Origin of the sequence: Mesorhizobium sp. LNHC229A00 (assembly GCF_000502415.1) — a bacterium.
Lineage (GTDB): Bacteria > Pseudomonadota > Alphaproteobacteria > Rhizobiales > Rhizobiaceae > Mesorhizobium.
This window is the reverse complement of the sequence record NZ_AYWQ01000011.1, coordinates 16,886-39,950: the sequence shown is the minus strand read 5'-3', so window position 1 is coordinate 39,950 and position 23,065 is coordinate 16,886. Positions and strand designations below refer to the sequence as shown.

The window sequence follows — 23,065 nt, the reverse complement described above, 5'->3', positions numbered from 1 at the left end:
AAGCGAGCGCGGCAGAGATTTTCTAGACATCCCCGTCATCATGGATGGTGGCGAGCCCCTCCTGTCGGCCAAACTTGGCCACTATAACGAGGAACCCGGATTCGTTTTTTAGATAGCTTCTAAAGAAGCGGTCGAAGCGCCGGCGTACTTTTCTTCAGCCACTCCCGCACCGACGCAAAGAGAGCGCCACCAATCTCACAGGAGCGGCCCCTCCTTGCCTCGCCATTTTCGATCGAGCGCTTTTGAGGGTCCAGTACGGAAGACACTCTCCGTTGCCTAGGGAACAAGTCGGTGTAATCGGCAGCAACATCGACATCCCCCCAATTTCCCGATTGCAGGCCACGCGGATCGGTTGGAGTGTTGCGGCGTGAGAACCACATTCGGGAACCTAGAAAAACTATTGGTCGAAGGTGGTCGTCGAGCGGTCGCTTCACCCTTTCGATAATATCGAACGCGACTTGATGGCGCTTCAGCAGCGTTCGGCGGAAGAAATGATTGACGAGACTTAGTCGCCCCCTAGCTTGAATGGATGGAATTCAACCCGCCCTCTTCGTCAAACGGCCTTCTGCAAGCCTTTCGCAGCGATTCTATGTGGCTGATCGCTTCATTGCTTGTGGCTGGCGGCCTTGTCCTCGGATTCAGCCTCCTGGCCGAGGAAGTTACCGAGGGTGACACGAGCGGATTCGACCGGGCCGTGCTCATGGCGTTTCGGAGCGCCGATGATCCAACGAATCTGATCGGGCCGCCGTGGCTGGAGGAAATGGGCCGCGACGTCACGGCCTTGGGCAGCGTCGCATTCCTGGGTTTTGTATCGCTGGCGGCCATAGGTTACCTGCTGATAACTCAGAAGCGGAGATACGCGTGGTTGGTCACCGCCGCGGTGGCTGGTGGAGAGGCCCTGAGCACAGTTTTGAAGGTCGCCTTTGATCGGCAGAGACCCGACGTTTTCCACACCACCAGGGTCTTTACCGCCAGCTTTCCGAGCGGCCACGCGATGTTGTCCGCTGTCACTTTCCTTACGCTTGGAGCTTTGCTGGCCAAGGCAAGTCCTGATCGCCGGGTGAAAGGGTATTTCGTTGCCCTGGCGGTGTTCCTGACCATCATGGTCGGAACGAGCCGGATTTATCTCGGCGTTCACTACCCCACGGATGTACTTGCAGGATGGTGCGTCGGATCAGCTTGGGCAATCCTTTGCTGGTCGGCGGCCCATTGTATTGAGCAGCGGCGCGGGTCCTGATCCGCCTCCCTTTCGGAACAATCTTGCTCCGACAGGCTGCGATATGCCGGTCTCCAGAGACGCCGTCGGCCGGCCTGCGTTCGCCATCGCTCCGGTCTTCTTCGACTAGCCGAACAGCTGACAATCCAACGGACTTGAGTTCCAGATGACTAGGGCGGATAGCCGAGGAAGCCGCACAACCTTCCATTCTTGCAAGATCAACGCCAAGCCAACTCCGTGAGAGCCAGACGACTATCCCGTGGCCGGCCATTTGCGAGATTGGGCGAAGCGTTCCAAGGCCTTGGCGTCCATCGGTCTCCCGAGCGCGTAGCCCTGCAGCAGGTCGCAGCCGAGCTCCTTCAAGATGCGCGCATGCTCCATCGTCTCGACGCCCTCGGCCACCACTTCGATTCCGAGCGATTTCCCGATCTCGATGATGGATGACACCAAACGCCGTTGCGGCAGCGAGCTGGTGACGGGTGTGATCAGCTGGCGATCAATCTTCAGTCGGCGCGGCTGGAGCTTGAGCAGACTGACGATCGAGGCGTAGCCGGTGCCAAAATCGTCAATCTCAATGTCGATACCGAGGTCCTTGATGTGCTCGATGTTCCAGGCGACGAGGTCGTCATTCTCATCGAGGAAGATGGACTCGACAAGTTCGAACGAGACCGTGCCTTCGCGGATGTTGAGCTTGCGCAGGCCATCGATGAGGTCCTTGTCCTCAAGCCGGCGTGCCGAGACGTTGACGGAAACGTGTGGAATATCGAGGTGCTGAAGCTGCCAGCGCTCAAAGTCGACCAACGTCCTTTTGAGGACCGTTCGGTCGATCAGCGCGACGACGTTCAGTTCCTCCGCAACCCTGAGAAAGACGTCGGGGCCCAGGATTCCGCGCGTCGGGTGCCGCCAGCGTGCCAGGGCCTCCACGCCGACAATCTCCAAGGTTCCGGCGTCAAACTGCGGCTGGTAAAAAACGATGAATTCGTTGCGCTCGAGGCCGCCAAGGATCTCGTCGGCGGTCCGCTTGGTCTGCACGATTTCACTTTGCAGCTCGTCGTTGAAGAACTCGTAGCGGTTTCGGCCCCGGCTCTTCGCCCGATAAAGGGCTAGATCAGCGTTGACCAGGAGTTGCCGTGCGTCGAGCCCCTCACCCGTATTCGCCGCAATTCCAATGCTAACGCCGAACCGGCACTGGTGGCCACGGAAATCGACGGGTTGCCGCATCTCATCGATGATGCGGTCGGCCAGTGCGGCGAGTTCGGCGTCGTCGCGCCCGGCACAAATGACCACGAACTCGTCGCCACCAATGCGCGCGACGAAGTCGGCTCGTCCCGCATTGGCCGTGATCACCTTCGAGGCATGCATCAACATGGCGTCGCCAGCCGCGTGCCCGAGCGTGTCGTTGATCTGCTTGAAGCGGTCGAGATCCATATGCAGGAGTGCGGTTCGTTCACCCTGACAGGCGGTCTTCGCCAGCATTTCGTCGAGATAGCGGCGGTTCGGCAGGCCGGTGAGCGAATCGTGCAGCGCCACATGTTCGATGCGCCCCTTGGCCACTTCAAGCTCGGCGTTCCGCAGTTCCGATAACTGCCTTTCTCGCACAAGATTTTCGTTGAGCACGACATCGCTTGTCACGTCCCATTCGGCGCCGATCATCCTGGGCGTGTTGTTGCGCTCCTGGAAATAGGTCGCGCGCGTGCGCACATGCCTGATCTCGCCATCCGGATGGACGATCCGATATTGCGAGGAATAAGGGCCCTTTACCGCCGCCGCCGCATCGAAATCCCGCTGCGCCCGTTCGATGTCCTGCGGATGAATCGCTGACGCCCAGTCATCATAGCCGCGCGGCTTCCCATCAGCCGGCCTGCCGTAGATTTCGTTGACACGGTCGTCCCACACCAGCTCGTTGGTGGCAATATTGTGCTCCCAGACACCGATCCCCGATGCATCCAGCGCGAGTTCCAGGCGACCGGACAATCGCCTGAGCTCGGCGAAGTTTTTTTGCCTCTCGCCGAACAGTCTCCCCGCAACCAGAATGGGCAGTACCACAAGCGCACCGGCCAATGCCATGATGGCCCGCAAGGCCCAGGCATTCTTCGCCGATGCGGCCCAGCCACCTCTGGGGATCGCGGCGATCTGCCAGGAACCGGACGGCAGATGCACCGTCTCGGTCACCGGGTTGGCACGCGTGACACTCGCGCCACCGAAGAAGCGATCACCCGTCCCGCCAAGGCCGTCCTTGCCGGTCAGCGCGATCTCGATGTCGAGATTGCCGTCGAAAAGACCGCTTGCCTTATAGAGGCGCTCGACGTCAACGACGACCGAGACGATGCCCCAGAAGCGATCGCCGCCGCCCGCCGTCTTCACGAAGACCGGAAAGCGGCCGATGAAACCTTGGCCGCCCTGCGCCAGGTCGACCGGACCGGCCAGCACGGGCGCCCGCAGGTCGCGCGCCCTGAGGGCGGCGGTGCGTTGGGCATCGTTCTTGCGATAATCGAGGCCGATGGCCTTTTCGTTGCCGGGCATTGGATACATTAGCGAGATAACGAGGTCCGGCGCGCCGGCGATGTTGCGCAGCTGAGATTCCTGCTCAAACAGGTTGCTGGCCAGGGCCGCAAACCTCTGTTGCCCCATATAGGGCTCGGTCACGATCGCCGAAACGAGGCCGCGCGTAAGCTGGAGATTGCCGTTGATGTTGCCTTCCAGCTTGGCCCTAATGATGTTCACCTTGGCCAAGACGTCGGCGCGCGCCAGTTGGTCCGAAACGATCCTGTTTTCACGGTCCGCCAAAACGGCGCAGATCACAAGCACCGCAAAAGCGATCGCCGCCGGCAGGTTCGCTGAAGACAAAACCGAGCGTCTCAACTGACTGAGACTGGATGCGATGCTGGCCAATTGACCCAAATACCTTTCCCGGGACAAACCCTCGGCCGACCCTAGTAGAAAGTACTTAAATTTGCTTTTCCATCATGCCGAGCAATTTCAGCATTGGATGGCGCGCTCGCAAGGAGGTCATGAAGCCGGCATCGGGGTCTGAAGAGCGGCACTCTTGGAAGGAACACCGCGACGAGCGTCCCCCAACTGCCTGGGCGAGCAAGACGTGGCGCCTTCTGAGTGCATTGAGGGCGGAAGGGCTGTTTGACGTGCCTGCAGGTTGGGAGCGGGTCGGCGGCCCCGGCGCTCTCACTTCCGATGTCGCGCCATAATTGCGCTGAGCCAGCTGAACAGTCTGATTTCCTCAGGTCGCCCCGCTACTTCCTCAATGGCGGTGCGCGGCGTGAGCTCCACCAGATCATCTGCAGCCTCTATGGTCGTCGTGTCGACGGATCTGGCGCACAGCCTCGTGCGAGCCTGCGCAAGTCCTACCCCGTTGATCCAAGCGAGGATCAGCGGAGCATGGGACGGCGAGGAGCCAAACACCGCGCTCCAGCCATCTCCTGTGGCCTCTAGATTCGGACAGACAACCCGTCGGCTCTAACGTCGGTCCTGGTCTCCTCCGGGTCGGAAAAACGATTGGAGTTCCTGCATGTCGACGCTTTCATCGCCGTCCTCGTCGACAGCGTTAAAGATCCGCCCGATGAAATCCTGAACCTCCGTCCGCGACAGCGTACCATCACCGTCGGTGTCCATGATAGCGAACATGATTCTCATTTTGGCACTCTGCATCATATCGGCGCCCGCCCTGCGGCCATGCCTCATATGTCCCGGGTCACGCTCGCCCATTTCTTCGTCCGGAAGCTTCGGGCCCCTCTGTCGCCAATCCGCCTCGGGGTCTCGGTCCTTTGCTGTTCTCTCCTGCAGCATCTCATCCATCATCTCGCGCATCATTTGACGCATTGCTTGCTGGTTCTGTCCGGCTTCACCCGCGGGCCGATCCTGGGCTGGTGAGACAGGCTTGGGAGCATCCGCGGATTGAGCAAACGCTGACGAGGCGAGCATAGCGAACGCGGCAGCCAATACTGCAGTTGTGACAGAACGTGTCATTGGGTTCCTCCTTTGATGATTGCCAAGCCGACCAGCCGGCGTGCTGTCCCAACCAGCAGCTCGGTTCATGGTTCCTGGGCATCGGACGCAAAAGCGGCATAGCTCCAATCATCCCAGCAAAGCCCTGGCTGTCTTTGTCGCAATCTGGCCTTACCAGTCACTGATCGCCGCGCGGATTTGCCCGGTGCGCAACAAAGGTCGATCTTCATCCATTGGCCGAAAGCACCCATTCCCAACGAGCTGGCGCAGACCCCCGCTGCAAGTTCCGAGAGTTCGGCTGGATGAATGCATTTCAAGTCGGCGGCAATGGCACCGTATCCGGCCGGCCCACATGCCCAGGACAGGCACTGGACCCACCAGGGCATCCATTCCAAACCGGATTGGCGTTCCCAGGATGCGCCAGCGCGAATCCAGCAGCTCTGACAAGATGTCCCTTCGCAGTCTGGCGATCTGCAAAAGGTCTTTCGGTTGTTCATACCTTCCTGGCTGGCCTTGCTCGCTCGATCCAATCTCCTTGGTTTCGCACTGACCGTTTGCAGTCCGCTTGCGTCAACCGGAACTAGCGTTGCGTCGGCCGGGAAGGCACGTCGTCGAGCAGGTTGCGCTGGTCTGGGGCGGCATTTGTTGGCTGGTCTGCTGGGAGGGTGCCATCCGGTGTCATCTGGTTGACAGCATCCGGCAGATCCCTGGTTATCCTTGCAATCAGCTCCTCGCGCGAGAGGCCGGTCTGGCGAGAAAGTGCCTCCAGCGTCTGCGCGTCGATCGCCGTTTCCACCTCGTGCGGCTCTATCGGCTGGTTCGCCCCAGTGCCAACCCAGGAGTCCACCTTCGAGCCGGCACCTGCAGTTCTAAAGCGGTCGAGAATTTCGCCCAGCGCGGTGCCGGAAACGCCCTTCGACACCTGGTCCAGTATCCCACCCTGGGGGTTGCGGGGATCGCGCTCTCCCGCTCCGCGGATTACCTCCGCGATCTTGTCGCGGTTTTGATAAGCCAGAACCCCCAGCATAGCGATCGCAAGTTTTCCTAGATTGGCCACTCGTTCCTCCTATGGTTTCGGATATGCAGAAGGTCTCGGCCTGCCAAAAGTTCCGGGATTGGGCAGTAATATCTGGAAGGGCTTGGCAACCGCGACGGCTCCCATCCCAGCCGGATCACGAGGCCTGCACGCGGGGACAGAAGTGGGCGGGCAGAAGACAGACCGCTCGGGCTGGTGCTTAGAGTTTTTTCGTCGACGACAGCCGCTCCAAACCAAGGCGCTGGTGCTCGATGGTCGGTTGCGGCAACCGCGCCAAGGCGGCCCGCTTTTCCGCCTGGCGCATCGGAAGTAGCGCACAATGGAAAGGCCCGGCCGACAGCCAGTCCGCGCAAGACCGCCGCATCGGACATCCAGGGGGACTGTGTCGGTAGTCGCGATGATACAGATTGTTGGAGGTAGGTCCGACTGTCTCTATCGGTCTAGCCAAGTCCGCTGTAGCTGGGCATGTGGCGAGCTTTGCGTAACCAGGAGATATTGAATGGAATCGACTGGATCGGGCTCCGACGAAGCGACCAAAATCGGGGCACTCGTCCCTTTGACCCGCCCCGGCTGGGTTGAGGCAGGCAGACATTTGCTCGCGGGCCTTCAGCTTGCTGTAAGCGAAATCAACGGCGCTGGTGGGGTCGGCGGCAAAGCGCTTGAGCTGCTCGTCCGAGACACTGCAGCCGATCCGCAGAAGGCCGTCGCGGCCGTGGATGACCTGGCTCGCTTGGGCGTGGTGGCGATAGCGGGAGAGTATCACAGTGTCGTTGCTCGCGCGGCGGCCATCAGGGCCGACGAGCTCGGCCTGCCGTTTCTCTGCTCGTCGGCCGTACTCGACAGGCTAACGGAACAACCAACGAAATGGGTCGCCCGCCTTGCACCGCCGCAGTCCCGCGGCTGGCAAATATATGCCGACTTTCTCTCGCGAGCTGGCCACGATCGGATCGCGGTTGCATCGCAGCAGAGTATCTACTGGGCATCTGGCGTTCACATTCTGCGAGATCGCCTTAAAGCAAACGGCGCGACCTTATCGGACATCAGCATGAGCTCGCTGGACCCGTCAATGTTGTGCGACCAACTCATCGACCGTCGCGCAACAGTCCTTCTTCTTCTCGTAGGCCAGCCAGAGCCAGCAATCTCAATCGTCAAGTCGGTTCGCAATGACGGCCGCCTGTCCACGCTCAAGATCGGCGCTCCAGCTGGGCAACCAGAATTCGCTGAATGGGCCACATTGCTAGGCGAAGATAGCGCTGCGATCCCCTTCCTGCGCTACCGACCCGGACACCTCAACCCGTTAGGCTCACGTGTCGAAAGGGCCCTGTGGGAGAAGTTGGGCGAGGCGCCCTCCTTCGTCGCTTTGGAAGGGTACGACACGATCGTCGTACTTGCTCAGGCAATACGGTCCTTCGGCACTGATCGGAACAGCATCGCAGAGTCATGGCCGCACATAGAAGTTGCCGGCACCCGTGGCCACATCCAGTTCTTTCGCACACCAGCCACGACCGCTTGGCAGTGGACTGATGCGCCGATCCAAATCGCCGAAAGAACCCCGGGCAACCCGGCGCAATTCAGGCATGTTCTCGATTCAGGATGAGGCGGAGTTCGATGGCCGAAGTTCGCGGCGGCGGCAGTGCCGTCGCTTTTGGCGATCCAATGACTTGGAGCATTCTCCACGCTGTGGCCGACGGCGTCGCAGTTCTTGACGGGGTCCAGCCGTGAGCGGCGACTACTGCCTCGACACCAGGCCGATTGCAACACGTCCATAAAGTTCTAGCGCGGCGTCAATTCCGTCCCGCTTTCCAAGTAAGCGGATAGCGCACACTTCATCTGAGGTGTGAACGCGCTGGTCGATCTCTTGCCTGGTGCGCAGCCTGCTGCTCTCTTTTGGCAAAGTGTTTCTTTCCAATGAGCCCTGAAAACAGCTTTGGTGTTTCCGAATGGAGGGAACATCAGCGCCTAATTGACGTTCGGGAGCCGATTGGGATCATGGATCCCGAAAGGATGTCAGATGACCAACGATCTCTCACGCAATCAGGAACGGCGGGGTACAGCTCGGATCGCGAGCTGGGCGGTGGTCGTGATCGCGCTCGTTTTTCTAGGCCTTCTCGCCTTTTTTATATTTGCGCCCTTATCAAACGCGTCGCGGCAAGCAACGCCGCTTAAGGTTGCCCCCGAGCAGAACCAAGGCGGCAACGCACCCGCGCCCACTTCGCCTCCGGCAGGCTGATATGAATCGGCCGCCGCACCGCCAGACCGGCAACTGAAGCTGCAAGCTGGGCGGCGATCACTTCCACACTTCTTCCAGTGCCCGCATCGGCTTCGGCGGCGGGATCTTTCTCGCGTCTCAGGGCACACGCGGCCGAACCGATCAAACGGTGCGCATGAACGGGTGTCAGCATCGGAGGGATGATCTTACGAATATGGGAGCATCGCAAGCTTCTCGCTAGTGAGAGAACCGCACCCTTTGATTGCAGCGATTGCTGCTGGACGTCGTGACGACCTTGACCCAGGAGCCCTTCCGAGACCGTGGCGTTGCAGTGCGCGCACTGAAAGGTCAGATCCTTGTCGAGCAGACGATTGGACAACCCAATTGGTTCCTCGCGAAAGGACATGCTCCCAGCAAATCGGATCTCAGGTAGAAACCGTCTCGNAAGCTTCTCTCTAGTGAGAGAACCGCACCTTTGATTGCAGCGTTTGCAGCTGGACGTCGTGACGACCTTGGCCCAGGAGCCCTTCCGAGACAGTGGCGTTGCAGTGCGCGCACTGAAAGGTCAGATCCTTGTCGACAACCCAATTGGTTCCTCGCGAAAGGACATGCTCCCAGCAAATCGGATCTCAGGTAGAAACCGTCTCGGCCTCTTAGTGCATTCGAATGCTTCACGAGTGCCTAAGAGAGTGCATAACCTCTTAGCCGGCGAGAGGACGCGGCCCCGTGCCGATCTCGCTGGCTAGGCTCGGCGTCTTCAGGCAACTCTCCTCTGGGCGCCGAGCCGACGAAACTCTGCTGCCAGCCCCGCAGCCAATCGGCCATCGGTCGCCCTCCTCTCTGGGACATTCTAGCGGACGGGGCCAACGATAGCTGGCGGTGTAGGGCCCACCATAGGAAACAGAAATCATCCGCATGCGACGCCTCGAATGTGGAGAGCGGCCGATCTAGGACCACCTGTTGGGTTCCGCGCTCACCGGTGCGGGCGATCCTCCGCTATAACGTTGTAGAGAACACAGCACGCCAACAACGAGACGACACCGCCCAGGAGATCACTCCCCGTCAGACCAGAAAAGTAGACGAATTCAAAGGCTGACACGATCGTTCTCTCAATTAGAAAAGCCACCAACGTAGAACCGTTAGCAAGCTCTCATGTTCCGCTCCCGCGTGGCACTTTCTGGACGTCGTCGATGCCGAGACGGCATGCTCCGTGTCAACCCTTTTCGACTTGCTTCGGCCGAAGCCGGAATCATTGCCGGCGCGGCGAAAGCGTGTTGGTGACCGTCGGACGGCGAGCCTTTCTCGGCGCAACGCCTAACCCGAGGATGGCCCGTTGAGGCAGGTTGTCCGGACTTGTGGAAGGCCTAACGCCGCACGGCTTGAGAAAGGCGTTGGGCGTTTATTCGCAGAGGCATAGGCCCTCCACCAGGCAGCTGCTGACGTGCTGAGGCAGGACAATACTGACGGCGCGGAACTAATTGTGGCGAGGCGTCGCGGGGCGGCCAGTCCGTTTTCGACGCATTGCTGCTCGATCGGAGGGCTCTCCGCACAGGCGATCCAAAGCAAACCCCATGCGGATCGATTTGTTGCAGGCAATTGATGCTGCACTGCAGCAACCAACCTGAAAATACGGCGTTCCGCTTGTTGGCCCCGCTCTGGATCGACGCGAAAGGATAACGACATGAGAAGTCTCGCCGATACCGTTGCACGCTTGGCTGCTCGGCGAAAGCAGATCGACGGCGTCTTGGATGGTCACGACCAAAACGAGCGCTTTTCCGAACTTCAGGCGTTCGGGTCAAATCCCGGAAAGTTGCGAGGCTGGACATACCGGGCCAAGGATCTTGCACCCCATGCCCCTCTGGTCGTTGTCCTCCATGGCTGTACGCAGTCGGCGGCATCCTATGACCGCGGCGCCGGCTGGTCGAGGACGGCGGATCGCATGGGCTTTGCCGTCCTGTTTCCAGAACAGCAGCGGAGCAACAATGCCAATCTTTGTTTCAACTGGTTCGTCCCGGTCGACACCCGACGGGGCTCCGGTGAGGCGCTTTCCATCCGCCAAATGATAGAGGCCGTGGTCACCGCTCACGACATCGACCGCACCAGGATTTTTATCACCGGACTTTCCGCCGGCGGGGCAATGGCCGCCGCCATGCTCGCGATTTATCCGGAAGTCTTCGCCGGCGGGGCCATAATAGCTGGTCTACCCTATGGCAGCGCCAATAGCCTGCCACAGGCTTTCGACCGCATGCGAGGGCACGGCGGCCCCACCGGGAGGCGATTGGCGACGACCGTCCAGCAAGCTTCCGGTCACTGCGGACCATGGCCGAAACTCTCCGTCTGGCATGGAAGCGCCGACACAACAGTCAGTCCGGTCAACTCCGATCAGCTCGTCGGGCAGTGGCTCACATTGTTCGGGCAAAGTAGAGTGCAATGCGAGACACAGGTGCATCAGGGCTACCGCCGCGACGTCTGGAAGAACGCTGCGAATGAGGAAGTCATCGAGCAGTACCTGATCCCGGGCATGGCGCACGGGACACCCGTGGACTCCGCGGACGGCTTGAGTCAGGGCGGATCCTTTGTGATCGACACCGGCATATCGTCCACCTCGCTTATCTCCAGATTCTGGGGGCTTGAAGATGCGGGCTCTGCGGGCCCATCGCCAGATGCGTGTTTACCGGCAACATCGGTCGGACACTCCCCTTTGGTGGTCGCGCACCCGCCCGTCGGACCGAGCAGCGGTCCGACCGCTGGGCCTGGTCAGGTTATCGAAAGCGCCCTTCGCGCTGCCGGCTTGATGAAATAGTTCGGGACTAGACTTGTTGGAAAATGTTCGTCTATGGGGGCCGGCCTGCCGTGTCGCTATGCGAAATGGGACTGAGAACAACGAGCGTCTCAGGCGCCCTTGGCTGTCGAAAGGGCAGCCCGGGATGCTTATGTTGATTTTCAAACCGTCCGATGTCCAATCCCGCAGGATCTCACCCTGAAGCTGCTTCTGGACAATTGCATTGACCATGGTCGTTCCGAAGCCGGGCGCCCCTGGCGGAGATCCAGCTTTACGTCTGCCGCTTTCTTCCCACCGCAGGTTAAAGCCGCCATGATGGCCAGTCGCCTGCCAGCTGACCTGCAACCGCCCCGTATCCTGGGCGAGAGCTCCATGGGTGGCGGCGTTAACGATCAATTCATGGGCGACGAGAGCCAGTGGTTGAACGACCACCGCTGGGATCAGAACTTCAGGACCGGTCATTGCTGTCCTCCCAGACGCGAAATGGGCGACCTGCCTGGAGACGATTTCGTCCAGCGGCACATCGCGCCAGCCGCACTCGGCCAACAGGGCGTGTGCGACCGCCAAAGCCTGGACCCGGCGTTGAACGGCCGCGGCATAGAGCGGTGCACTGTCTGTCTTGCTCAGCCGAACAATACCATCGACAACCGCCAGAACGTTCTTTGCGCGATGATCGACCTCCATCAGGAGGCGGTGCTCCGCCGCTTCCAGGGTCTGGATCATGCGATGTTTGGTAACGTCGATCTGCGACGCGAAGTAGTAGAGAAGCCCGCCTTCATCGTCCTTTATGGGGCTCAGATGTAGCTGGTTCCAGAACGGCGATCCGTCCTTGCGGAAGTTCAGTATCTCTACATTCGTCTCGCGTTCACGCTCTATCGCCGCTCGAATTTCCGCAACGGCCGCGGGCGATGTTCCCTCCCCTTGTAGGAAGCGGCAATTTCGACCCAGGACTTCATCGGATGTATAGCCGGTCAGATCCAGGAAGGCCTTGTTGGCGAGCACGATGGGATTGTCAGGCTGCCGAGCATCCGTGATGACGATGGGCATGCGCGTGCGCTCGAACGCCGCCGATGCCAACTCCTTGCGATCCGCCCATGCGGTGGTGGCTGCTGCCGCCGGCGCGTCGCCATGCAGGGCTGACGTTGATTTGAAGTTGTCAGGCACTCTTTGCTCACTTGACAGAGACCAGCGATAACGCCCGACTTCCTACAAGGTTTCCAATGTGATGTTTCGAACCGGACTGGTTGCTGGAGTAAAGCCACGCGATCGGTTCTTGGGAATGTTTACTCGAGGCGAGGCACAATTAGCTATGATGCAGCTAACATGTGCAACCTACCGGGCAGACTGAGCATCGTGGGCGTGGTCAGTTATGGTCGACACCTTGACCACCCTCGAAGGTGAGTCTCGTCGATCTCGGGCGTTTCCTGCGACGAACCATAAGCCCCCCGGCGGGTGTCACCTCCGGTCGCGGAGCGCGCCGTTCGAACGTGGCCAACCAGTTCTCATTTTATCGCCGTGACCCTGCCCGCCCTGTCCAGTCGACAATCGACCTCGGCCTGCCGAACCTCGACGCCCCCTTGCCTCCTATAGTCTATTTGCACCTTGATTGGTGCTGTGAGTGTACCCCCACGCCGATGCAACAACCCTGCGCTCAACGCCCGGACGCGGACAGCGCCAAGCGGTGTGGCGGCGGATGTGATCGCGGAGCGGCAGGCTTGCACAACAGCAGCCGGTATACCGGGCTTCGCTCTCAGGGGTCTCTGAAGCTTGAAAGGATAGCCGTCGGTGAAGCCGCCGTCACCAGATATGGAAGGCTTGAGAATCGGTGGCAAGGCGATCGATTGATTGCCGCCCCTCGCGGACGCAGCGGCCGTAGGCCCAGCCGTTCCTTTGGGTGTGGTGGCTGGACTGCCGCTAGCGGTAGGCGACCCGTCGTCGGCCGCCGGATCATCGCCCGTACCAATACTGGTCGAAACGCCTCCGCTTGCGTTGCCGACATTGCCGCTGGCACCAACGCCAACGCCAACTGATCCCTTGCCCGTGCCAACCGAAGCTCCGACATGTGATCGCCCTGCATCGCCGACGCTCGCTCCCACCCCGACCGATGCGCCTTGCGAACCCGCGTTTACTCCGGCGCCGACTCCGATTCCGCCGACGCTGGCACCTACCCCTTTGTCGAGAGCGCAGGCAGGTCCGACTCCAATCCCGATCATCAGGGCGGCTGCGACGTACTGTTTCATTGTTAGGTTGACCTTCGGCATGGATTCGGGCTCCACGGTCTGTTCACTGGCGCGGGTCGAGCCCTTTCGGTGGTCGGGTCGGCAGCAACGCGAGGGGAAGAGAGATCGGGGCCAAGACAGCAGCCTGTTTCTGTTTTTCTCGCGAGCCCGGTTTGCGCCTCGGTTCAACACCTGATCTGGGTGGTGCGCTTGCAACCACACCTGCCGGCTTATGGATCATTCGCGAACGCGCTGCAGCCGCAACCCGGTTCCTGGTTGCGACGTCGTCGATTGCCTCGCGCGCGGCACTCAAGCTCAGGGCCAGACCGGTCGCCCGTTCACGTTCTTCTTCCAGCGCCGCGCTTAACCCGACCGAGGTCCGGTTTGAAGCGTCGCGCTCCTTGCGAACGAGGTCGAGGTCACGGGCAGCTGAATCAGCTCGTTTGCGTTCCAGTTTGAGCGCTTCTCCGGCTTGCCGTAGAACTGCTTCGGCCGCCTCACGGTTCTTATTGGCGTCGGCCAGCTCGACGGCGACCGCATTTGAGGCTGTCTTGAGAGCCTCGATGGTTCGGTGAGCCGTTGTGAGCTCTTGGGACAAGAGCTCAACCTTGTGCCGTTCGTCGTTAAGAGCTTGCGTCACAGCAGTCTCGGGGACGTCCTTGGAGGGCTGGGTTGCTGCGGCGGCGGGCTTCTCACCGCCCCAGAGAGTGGCTTCGGCCCTGAAGCTTTCGATGGCGCGCTGCGCCGTCTGCAGATCGAGCGAAAGGGCTTCGTCCTTTCGCTGCTGCTCTTTCAGAGCTTGTGCTTGCTTGGCTATCTCCGCTCGTGCGGCATCCAATTCGCGTCGCAACATCTCCTGATTTTCGCCAGGCGGCGTTTGCGCCTCTGCGTCGAGTGCCTGTGCTTCGCTTGGCACCAGCTCTCTAGGTGCGGGGGATCCGAATGCCCTTGTCGGTGCCTTGTCGGGCTCTTTGCCGACATCGACGTGCTCTGCAAATGCATCCGACGTGCTGTCGCTAGCTGGGAGAGCCGCTGACTCGTCAGGCGCCCGCTGACAGTGAGCCGGAGATGCGAACAGCAAAACAAGGCATAACGGAAAGAGGGCGAAAATCGCCCCGGCCCTTCCTCCGCGTGTCTCGTGCGGCAAAATCGAAGTCCATCGTCCAATCGAGCTGAACGCAGCGAGGCAAAAATTTGCCCTGGTGCTCTGCACATGACCCATCGCTGAACCTCAAGACCGCGGCCCTCACCGCATTGCATCTCCACCTGTCGAACATCTGGTGCAGCCGAGCAAAAGCGCGAAGCAGCGAAACACCACCGCGCGCGCCAAAGCATCAGTAGGAACCTAACTGCTCGTTCCTCGGTTGCCATCATTCGAACGAACGGGAGATTCGTTCTATAAATGCCTGCCTCGCTTGGCATTCGCCCTTGGCGCCCGTCCATCCAGGCGGAAAAATCAACGATCGCCAATCCCACATCGTCTGGCGATTTCGTCGCGTTGATATGTGACGCAATCACCTTCGGCGGCAATCGCTTCACTCGGGCTCGAACGGCAGGAACTGAACACGCAGGCGCCGCATGATACAGCTGGCGAGCCGCGCCGGACCGTAGTCGCGTATGCTGCAGCTTGGCTGCTCAGGATCTTTGATGTTCAATTTCGTCTTTGCCACCGGAACGAGCAACTGAACACCAACACCGCATCCACTGAGCACGCCTCCGGGAGTATGGCCATTGTGAGCGCTGGCTGGCGCGGATCCATCGCTTCTTGTGTCGGATTGCGTGGCCTTGAACTGAAGAGACCTTCCGTGGGACACAGGAAGTAGTTCGGATGCGATCGCGCGACCGACTACGAGGTGCCCGCCCGGGCCATCAACAGCGGGACTGACTCATCATGGACAGGTTCATTCGAAGCAGCTCTTGCCGGTGACGAACCGCATGATCCTGATTGTCGAGCCACACCTGGATGACGAGGCCGGTCATCCTTTTCGGTATGTACGCGCGGTGATCGCCACTTGCGCTGGTTTGGGGTGGGGGAGCCTCGTCCTTGCGCATCGCGCCTATTCCGGCCCGAAGACGATCAACGGCGCCGAAATCCGGCCGACCTTCCCGCGGAGTTACTATGAACGAAAAGACCGCCGGACCGGCTTATCGCGCGCGCTTGAGCGAGGGTTGCGACCCGTTCTGAAGGCTTTGAAGCGGCTGGTTAACGATCCCGTCAATGGCCCGGACCGGTTTGTCCTGATGGCTGGTAGAGCCGCATTGGCGGTCATGGCCATGCCCGCAATTCTCGTCCTTCTGCTTCCTTATGCATTATGGCGGACGACGAGCGCGGCCCTGGGCCGGTCATCCACGCGCGACACCTGTTCGCCTTTCGTGCGCAGCGTAGCCCGCCAGATCGACAACACATCGGGCGAATTGAGCTTGCTGGTACCGACGGCGACCCCGGCCATGCTGGCCGAGCTACTTGCCTTGCCTGTGCTGTTGGCGCGACCGCTGCCCAAAATGGCGTGCGTCTTTCATGAAGATCCGCGCCTTTATGCAAATTGGTATCGTCCTCTGGACCTCGATTGCCTGGCACACCGCCTCCGTGGCTCCGGCTGGAAAGCCGGTATACGCTTTTACGCAACCAACCCGCTGCTCGCTATGGAGATGTCCAAGCTGCTGGACGCGCCGGTGTGCGATTTTGGAGATGTCTTCGACGAAGACGAAGTGGCATCTCTGGGCATGATCGCGGCGGGACAGCATGTGGAGGCGGACGAGCTGTCTGCCAAAGAGGCTCTAATCTTCACAGAACTGTCGCAGCGCAAAAAGTCCGGCAGGCGCCTGGCCGTTTGCCTAGGGGCGTTACGTCCGGACAAGGGCGGCACTCAGCTTCGCTCTATAGTTTGCGCACTTGACGGCTCATCGGGCGATTTCGATCTCGTCATCCAGGCAGCTCGCTGGCCGAACAGCTTGCGTTCAGAATGTCTGGCGCTGAAGAGCCGGAAGGATGTGATCGTCATCGAGAGACCACTCTCGGCCTCTGCCTATCTCCAGCTCGTATACCTGTCGGACGTCGTTCTGCTTCCATATGATGCCGAGGCGTATCGCTGCCGCGTCAGCCGTGTATTCATCGAGGCTGCTCTTGCAGGGCGGCCGGTGCTGGCCTCTCAAGGAATCGCGGCGGAAACCGATCCGGCGCCGTCGTCGTCTCGATTCATTTCGAACTGGTGTGCCTGGCCAGACGAGGCCGTCAAGCTGCTCGATTCCTCTTCTCCCGATACTCTGGCCCACCGGGCGCGCGAGCGGATCTCAGGGGGCACCTGGAACCGCTGGTCCGAGGCTGCGACCTGGCTTTGCACCCCATCACAGCCGATCGTTTTGCCTAAGCCAGTCTTGTATGTGCGACCGTCCTGGTTCGCGACTGGCAGCGCCACGGTGTTCGATCAGCATCTGCGGTACCTGGCCGACAGGGGACTGCCGGTCATAGAGGTAATCGTCGTTTCCGATCGCGATCGCAAGGCGCAACGCATGTCCTGGCGGGCCGCCCTGACCGACCGCGACTCCAGCTCGGCTGTGCTCACTTGTGTGTCCGCTCGGCGATCAGGCGTGGTCGGGTCATTGCAACGCAGGCTTTTGCATATTGACACGGAACGGCGAAGCCAAGCCGTTTATCTGGCGGAGCAGTCCAGGCTCTCCCCCCTCCCGTCCATTGTGAGAGAGATCGGCCTTGATCGAGGCTTCTCCTTCATTCTGGTGAATCACTATTTCCATCTGCCATTCATCAAGCCCCTCAAGCATCGCTCTCCTGTGTGGCTGGAGACGCATGATTTGCAGGCTCGACAGATAATCCTGAGACGGGAAATCAATCGCTCGACCGGTATCGAAGACGCATTCGAAGACCTCGTCGCTGACGAGATGTCGTATCTACGCCGCGCCGATGTCATCGGTGCCATCAACGTTGATGAAGAGGCCTTTTTCCGCGCTCACCTCGGCTCGGAAGGATCAAGAGTATTGCTTTGCCAACCCTCGATCTTCCTGCATCCGTGTGACGAGGTCGCTCCTGAGTGTGACGTGCTCATCGTCGCGAGCGACAACCAGTCAAATGTGAGCAGCCTCTCGTGGTTTGTGCATCATGTATTGCCCAAACTGGATCCGACGCGATCGGTCAAAGTGGTCGGGAGCATACAAAAAGTGGCGCAGCAGGAGCGCCTGCTGCACGACCAGGTCCAATACCTTGGCGTCGTAAAGAACCTAGCGCCTCATTATAAGTCGGCGCGTCTTGTCGCCATGCCAATCATTGCCGGCGCGGGAATTGCAATCAAGGCGCTGGAAGCTCTCGCCGCCGGTCGTCCAATTGTCGCGTCGCCACTTGCCTTTCGTGGGCTTCCTCCGGATTTCCAGCCCCCTGCGCCGACGCCGACATCCGATGCTTTTGAATTCGCCGCGGCCATCGATCGGCTGCTCAACGATGAGCAAGCGCGTGGCGAGGCGCTTCAGTCCACGCGGAACGCTAACCTGGCTCTCGGAATGAGAGAGCGCTTCGAATCCCAGATGGCGCAAGCTGTCGAGCGCCTCGCGAATTGCGCCATCAGCTAAGGCCCTATCCACGCCTCGCAATCAAGCATCGCCCGGGCAAAAGGCATTTAAAACGGCCATTCCAACGGTACGAAGGATTGGCAACATGCCTTCTGCGAACGCCTGGGAATTCGCTTCCGTGGACCTCACGTCCAAGACGGACCAATGATCTGGCTGGCTCTACCTCCTCTTCCAAAAATTCTCCATGGAGAGGTAGGTGAACGAGGCGGTCCAGCTCAACAGCACCAGGCCGGTGAGCGCCTCCGACGAAGCAATCAGTCGGAGCGGACCCTCGGCTCTGATGTCGCCCACTCCCAGCGTGGTGTAATTGGTGACGGAGAAATACAGGAAGTCGATCCAGCCGCCGGAAATTTCTCCGACGATTTCGCCTAAGAGCCCGTAGCTATGGAGGCCCCAGAAGACGAAACCGTAAAACGTAATCTCCACCGTATGCGCGGCAAGTGCTCCGAAGATTACGATCAACAGTCGTCCTCGGCTCGGGAACCCGCCGACCTCGGCTGAACGGGCAGAGCTTGCGACCATTTTGAAGGCCTCATAGTGGACTAGAACACACGCGATCGCCAGAATGAGCGATACGAGACTGACTGCGATGACGTTCATGACGATGCACCGTTCAAGGAAGCTTCGTGTTGATCGCGCGATTCAGTGCCTGTGTGAAGGTCTGTTTTTCTGGAACGCTTTAGGAACGAGTCTACGCGAGCGACTTAGCTCGGGCAGACCGGGATCGAAGTGCACGATCCACTAGAGGATGTCCGATACAGGCTGTCGACCTCTTCATCGACTTCCTCACGTTTGATCCCGAGCGCTTTAGCGTCCGAAAATAAGTTCGTGGATCGAAACGACGTCAGCTCCGACGTTTCCGGGACGTTGTTGAAAGTCCGACCGCGGAGGAAGTTATCCCCTGCGTACTCATGTCGCGATAAGCTCAAGCCCAGGTTTCGCTACTTGACGCTCGCGCCGGCCGCACCAGAGTCCAATGCATGGCTAGCGGCCTCAACATCGGGGATGAGGTGGCGATCGACGCCACCATAATTCGACGCGTCACTGACGACAGGATCAGCGTGTCGATACCGACCTACGGATTTCCGCATTCCGTTCGGGATAGCACCACGAAGGTCCTCAAAGGCCAGACCATGGAACTGATCGGCAGCGTCACACGGGTCGAGAAAGACGCCGTGACCGTCAGCCTGGGTGGCCCGGTGGTGACGGTCGCGCTTGATGTTGTGCGGCGAGTGACGCCCAGGGCGCGTTAGTCAGCCAAGGACCATCCCAGCGAATACCACAGTGAGGAGCAGTGATACCGGCACGGCTAGCAGACAGCACAGCTCGATGGTTTTTGTATCTTGCCGCTTGTCCATCTCACCGCCTCCACTCGCATTGTTCGCCGTCATTTTGACGCTAACGGGATGGCGGATGGAAGCGGTTCCGCGCGGGATGCGGTTAGAGATGCTGTCGAGTGGTGTATATTAGCAACACCTTGACCGACCCCGGGAAGGCGTGACGAAAGAGTAGCCCGCGGCAGGTAACCGGCGGCGATAGCACGATATGGCGTGCGCCACCCCGTACTGAGTTTACGCCACACCGGCCGCGAACGGGACGGCTGTGGCTGGAGCCACGCAGCGCTACGCCGTGCCACACCACGTGATGCTTGCACCAGTTGCGCGGTTCCCGGGACGGCCAGCCCAACGGCACTACATTCACTTGAACTAATGCTTGCTGTTCCTGGTCCGCTGATTATGGTTGAGTGTTCCTGCGCCGGCACTGGATACGGACTTGCCTCGTCGATCAGTTCGATCGCACCTGCTTGCTTTGACTGCCGCCTCGGTTGTCCCGGTGTGGCTCTTTGCCGGCTATCTGCTAGGCCAATATGCACTGCATGAACGATATCGTTTTGAGCAGGACGCCGTGCAAACGGCTCGGCAAGTGTCGCTCGTCGTAGAGGGCGAGCTGGCAAATCTCCACACCATCCTCGACGGCCTTTCCAAATCCGCCGCGCTCGCCAACGGCGATCTGCAAGCCTTCCACCGCGAGGCGCTCGATCTTGTCCATGGGACGAACCGGATGATCGTCCTGCGCGATCTTGGCCGCAATCAGTTGATGAACACCGAAATCGGCTACGGTGCCGCCTTGCCGCCGGTCACCGCGATAGAAGCTGTCGACGTCGAGACACTCAACCGTTCCGGTGTTTTCGTCAGCGGTGTCTTCACCGGCAAGGACTCAGGCGAATACCGCGTGGCTGTTGCCATTCGGGTGCCCGCCCCGAAGGGGGAAGACCTGCTTCTTTCGCTTTCTGTACCGACTGCCCGGATCCGCGATGTTTTGATGCCGGCCGTCCCGGAAGGATGGACTGTGGGCGTGGGAGATCGCGACGGAAATTACGTAGCCCGATCCAAGTTGCACGAAGAATGGACGGGAAAGCGCGGATTGCCCGAATACGTGGAAAAGATAGTCGGGCGCTCGGGCTCATTCACGTCCCGGAACTTCGAAGGAGAGACGTTGCTGGCAGGCTATTACAGGTCTCCGCGATCTGATTGGTTCTACACCGCGAACGTGCCGCTTTCAGCAGTGCAGGCGCCGCTTTGGCGCTCGCTTGCCGCGATTTGCGGGATAGGTCTCCTGTCGCTTCTTGTTTCCGTTGCCCTGGGATATTTCGTCGGCAAGAGATTTACGCAGGCCACCTCTGAACTGGCGAGACGGGCCGCAGCGCTGGGTCATGGCCGCAGCGTCGAACCCCTGTCGACTTCGGTTAGGGAGTTCGCTGCCATCGCCCAGGCAATGGTGGATGCAGAGCGGGCGATCGCCCAACGGCGCTACGAGTTGGAGGCGGTGTTGGAGACAGCGCCGGCGGCAGTCTGGTTTACCTATGATCCGAAGGCTCTTCAGGTTATCCGCAACCGCTTCGCGGCCGAACTTATGGGCCTGCCGACGGACGCGCACAAATCGTTCGGCAGGCCCGAACTCGTCATCGACACCGTCGCCGTCCAGGACGGGCACATAGTAAGCCGCGAAGACCGCCCTCTTAGCCGCGCCATGCGCGGGCAGCTGACGGATCATGAAGAGTTCGCCTACACGCTGCCGTCGGGTGTCGAGCGCTTCCTACTTTCCAGCGCACGCCCAATTCGCAACCCAGGCGGCGGCATTATCGGCGCCGTGCAAATCAGTCTCGACATCACGGAACGCAAACGCGGCGAGGAGCAGCTAAAATTGCTGACCAATGAGCTGAACCACCGCGTGAAGAATATCCTTGCCGTGGTTCAGTCCATTGCCTCCCAAACACTGCGCAACGCCACAAGCCTGCCTGAAGCAGGACGCACGCTCTCCAGCCGTCTCGTCTCGCTGGCCAAGGCCAACGACCTGCTTATCCAGCAGAACTGGAGTGGCGCCGACGTCAAGGATCTGATTGCCACATCGGTCAGCTCACACGCACCGATCGACCGCTTCAAGATTAGCGGCGAGTCGGTCTGGCTACCACCGAACGTCGCTCTTTCGGCCGCCATGGCTTTTCATGAGCTTACGACGAACGCGCTAAAATATGGAGCACTGTCGAACGAAACCGGCACGGTGTCCATTCGGTGCAAGCTTGCCGGTCAAAAACAGCATCGCTGGCTCGATCTGGAATGGCGCGAACGGGGAGGTCCGCCTGTTGAACCGGTCGAGCGAAAGGGCTTCGGCACGCAGCTCCTCGAGCGCGTGTTTTCGTCCGGCACCTCAGGACGCGTCACTCTGAAGTTCTACAAATCGGGACTGGTCTGCACCATGCGAGTGAATTCTGCGTCTCCGCTCAATCCCGCGATGGACAACGACGATACTCCCGGACGCGAAATGTAGAGATCTTCCCAGCGAAGCTTTCCCTGCGGCGCAGGTGCAGAACTTGGCGCACACAACCCTGGGATGCGCTTTTGAGGCACCGTTTCTGCTGCGAATTCCTTGCGACACGCCGACCCTCAAGCCAAGGGATCACTTCAGCTCTGACGACCAAGGAAAATTCACATACTCGTTGCGGCTGTCGTAACAGGTATTTCCGTACATCTTCAGGTAGTCGTTACGGCGTGCCGGATCGGCATAAACCGAAGCTGGATCCAGCAAGTCGGCATCGTACTGCTCAAGGTTGGCGCTTGTCAGTGCAATAGGCAGGATATCCATTGCCTGCGGGATGCTTTTGCCGTCGAGCCAATCGGCCGCAAACTGCCCCATGGCATACCCGAAGACCGGCGACGATAAGGCGATGCTCGCCTGGTATTGAGAGCATTGACCTCGTCGCGTGTCTTGCGAAGTTCTCTTGTGGATTGCGCCCTCTGGCCAAGCCAGAAGTTTGTGACCACGATAGCCATCAGCGCCGTAAACCCTATCAGCAGGGAGGCGGACGTTAGTCGGACAAGGTTACGGCTGGGAACTGACATCAGCGCATTCCTGCCCGATTTCGCCTCTGTGCGCCATCGTGTAGTAACGGCCAACGAGCCCTCGGCGAGAAAGCGATACCCTCCCGGGCGATCTACCCGATCGCATTGGAGGCCGTGCAGCGCCTGGATGCACTATGGAGCGCGAGATCGACGGATTGAGCGCTGAAGCGCGTGCTTGCGCCCGGCCAGGAGCGTAGCGCTCCACTGCTGGGAGGACCTTCACGCCCTGGCGGATCGCCCACCTTGCCCAGCTCTCACGCAACCGCGATCTCGCCAAGGCCATCAACTACATGCTGCGCCGATGGCCGGCGGCAAGTGGCTTTTCGTACCGATCACACCCATGCTTGCCGAAATCCTTGAGGCTACGGACAAGCGCGGCGAAACCGTCCTGGTAACCGCCTGTGGCCAGCCCCTCTCCTCCAAATCCCTGACTGGGACCATGGCGCACTGGTGCAAGCTTGCAGGGCTTACAAATGGGCTGACGGTGCACGGGTTGAGGAAGTCACTCGGCGTCTATCTCGCCGCGGCAGAGGCCTCGACCAGACAGCTCATGGATGTGCTGGGCCATGACGACATCGATCGCGCGGAACTCTATTCACGCGAGGCATCGCGGGTTCGTCTGGCGGTTCAGGGTATGGATCGCGTCGTGCGGCTCGTGACCCGCA

The 23,065-nt window shown here is 60.1% G+C and carries 14 protein-coding genes and 2 pseudogenes; 7 read left to right on the top strand and 9 right to left on the bottom strand.

The genetic code is table 11. The annotated features are described in order from the left end of the window. Positions 1–529: 529 nt before the first annotated feature. A complete protein-coding gene (locus tag X742_RS149080; RefSeq protein ID WP_023773538.1) occupies positions 530–1,237 on the top strand; it encodes a phosphatase PAP2 family protein in 708 nt (235 codons plus the stop codon). A gap of 231 nt (positions 1,238–1,468) precedes the next feature. Here X742_RS149080 and X742_RS149085 read toward each other — a convergent pair whose 3' ends face one another. The 3 genes from X742_RS149085 to X742_RS149095 all read right to left on the bottom strand — a co-directional run bounded on the left by X742_RS149085 (position 1,469) and on the right by X742_RS149095 (position 6,233). After that, positions 1,469–4,078, bottom strand: a complete 2,610-nt coding sequence (locus tag X742_RS149085) for an EAL domain-containing protein (protein ID WP_198019226.1) — start codon at positions 4,076–4,078, stop codon at positions 1,469–1,471. A gap of 609 nt (positions 4,079–4,687) precedes the next feature. Then, positions 4,688–5,197 (bottom strand): EF-hand domain-containing protein, encoded by a 510-nt coding sequence (locus tag X742_RS1000000171540; protein WP_051407660.1) that lies wholly within the window; start codon positions 5,195–5,197, stop codon positions 4,688–4,690. Positions 5,198–5,756: 559 nt separating this feature from the next. Then, positions 5,757–6,233, bottom strand: coding sequence for a YidB family protein (locus tag X742_RS149095; protein ID WP_023781563.1), 477 nt, complete (start codon positions 6,231–6,233; stop codon positions 5,757–5,759). Between the two features lie 478 nt (positions 6,234–6,711). On the opposite strand from X742_RS149095, the gene X742_RS149100 reads away from it, so the two are divergent. After that, positions 6,712–7,809 carry an ABC transporter substrate-binding protein gene (locus X742_RS149100; protein WP_023773532.1) on the top strand — a complete coding sequence of 366 codons (1,098 nt, stop codon included), beginning with the start codon at positions 6,712–6,714 and terminating at the stop codon, positions 7,807–7,809. Positions 7,810–8,374: 565 nt separating this feature from the next. On the opposite strand, the gene X742_RS1000000174105 is transcribed toward X742_RS149100, so the two are convergent. After that, positions 8,375–8,800 (bottom strand): hypothetical protein, encoded by a 426-nt coding sequence (locus X742_RS1000000174105; protein ID WP_156939415.1) that lies wholly within the window; start codon positions 8,798–8,800, stop codon positions 8,375–8,377. Between the two features lie 1,302 nt (positions 8,801–10,102). Here X742_RS1000000174105 and X742_RS149105 point away from each other — a divergent pair. Further along, positions 10,103–11,224: a PHB depolymerase family esterase gene (locus X742_RS149105; protein ID WP_023773530.1), complete on the top strand. Its 1,122-nt coding sequence runs from the start codon at positions 10,103–10,105 to the stop codon at positions 11,222–11,224. Between the two features lie 120 nt (positions 11,225–11,344). On the opposite strand, the pseudogene X742_RS1000000172740 reads toward X742_RS149105, so the two are convergent. From X742_RS1000000172740 to X742_RS0137520, 3 genes and pseudogenes are all read right to left on the bottom strand, one after another. After that, positions 11,345–12,337: pseudogene (locus X742_RS1000000172740) on the bottom strand (PAS domain-containing protein); the annotation flags it as partial. Between the two features lie 368 nt (positions 12,338–12,705). Beyond that, entirely contained in the window at positions 12,706–13,443 is a 738-nt protein-coding gene (locus X742_RS1000000175855) for a hypothetical protein (protein ID WP_084569579.1), read from the bottom strand. Positions 13,444–13,486: 43 nt separating this feature from the next. Continuing rightward, positions 13,487–14,338 (bottom strand): hypothetical protein, encoded by an 852-nt coding sequence (locus X742_RS0137520; protein WP_156939414.1) that lies wholly within the window; start codon positions 14,336–14,338, stop codon positions 13,487–13,489. A gap of 1,019 nt (positions 14,339–15,357) precedes the next feature. On the opposite strand from X742_RS0137520, the gene X742_RS149110 reads away from it, so the two are divergent. Beyond that, positions 15,358–18,000 carry a glycosyltransferase gene (locus X742_RS149110; RefSeq protein WP_023773527.1) on the top strand — a complete coding sequence of 881 codons (2,643 nt, stop codon included), beginning with the start codon at positions 15,358–15,360 and terminating at the stop codon, positions 17,998–18,000. Positions 18,001–18,159: 159 nt separating this feature from the next. On the opposite strand, the gene X742_RS149115 is transcribed toward X742_RS149110, so the two are convergent. Further along, a complete protein-coding gene (locus X742_RS149115) occupies positions 18,160–18,600 on the bottom strand; it encodes an ion channel (RefSeq protein ID WP_023773526.1) in 441 nt (146 codons plus the stop codon). Positions 18,601–18,980: 380 nt separating this feature from the next. Between X742_RS149115 and X742_RS149120 the strand changes: the two genes are divergently transcribed. Together X742_RS149120 and X742_RS149125 are read left to right on the top strand one after the other, a co-directional pair. Continuing rightward, on the top strand, positions 18,981–19,253 hold the full coding sequence (locus X742_RS149120; RefSeq protein WP_023773525.1) for a hypothetical protein: 273 nt from the start codon (positions 18,981–18,983) through the stop codon (positions 19,251–19,253). 580 nt (positions 19,254–19,833) lie between these two features. Continuing rightward, entirely contained in the window at positions 19,834–21,828 is a 1,995-nt protein-coding gene (locus X742_RS149125) for an HWE histidine kinase domain-containing protein (RefSeq protein WP_245275580.1), read from the top strand. Positions 21,829–21,957: 129 nt separating this feature from the next. On the opposite strand, the gene X742_RS149130 is transcribed toward X742_RS149125, so the two are convergent. Further along, positions 21,958–22,194: a hypothetical protein gene (locus tag X742_RS149130; protein WP_023773522.1), complete on the bottom strand. Its 237-nt coding sequence runs from the start codon at positions 22,192–22,194 to the stop codon at positions 21,958–21,960. Positions 22,195–22,710: 516 nt separating this feature from the next. On the opposite strand from X742_RS149130, the pseudogene X742_RS1000000172725 reads away from it, so the two are divergent. After that, positions 22,711–23,055 (top strand): annotated as a pseudogene (locus X742_RS1000000172725) (tyrosine-type recombinase/integrase); the annotation flags it as partial. Positions 23,056–23,065: the final 10 nt, after the last annotated feature.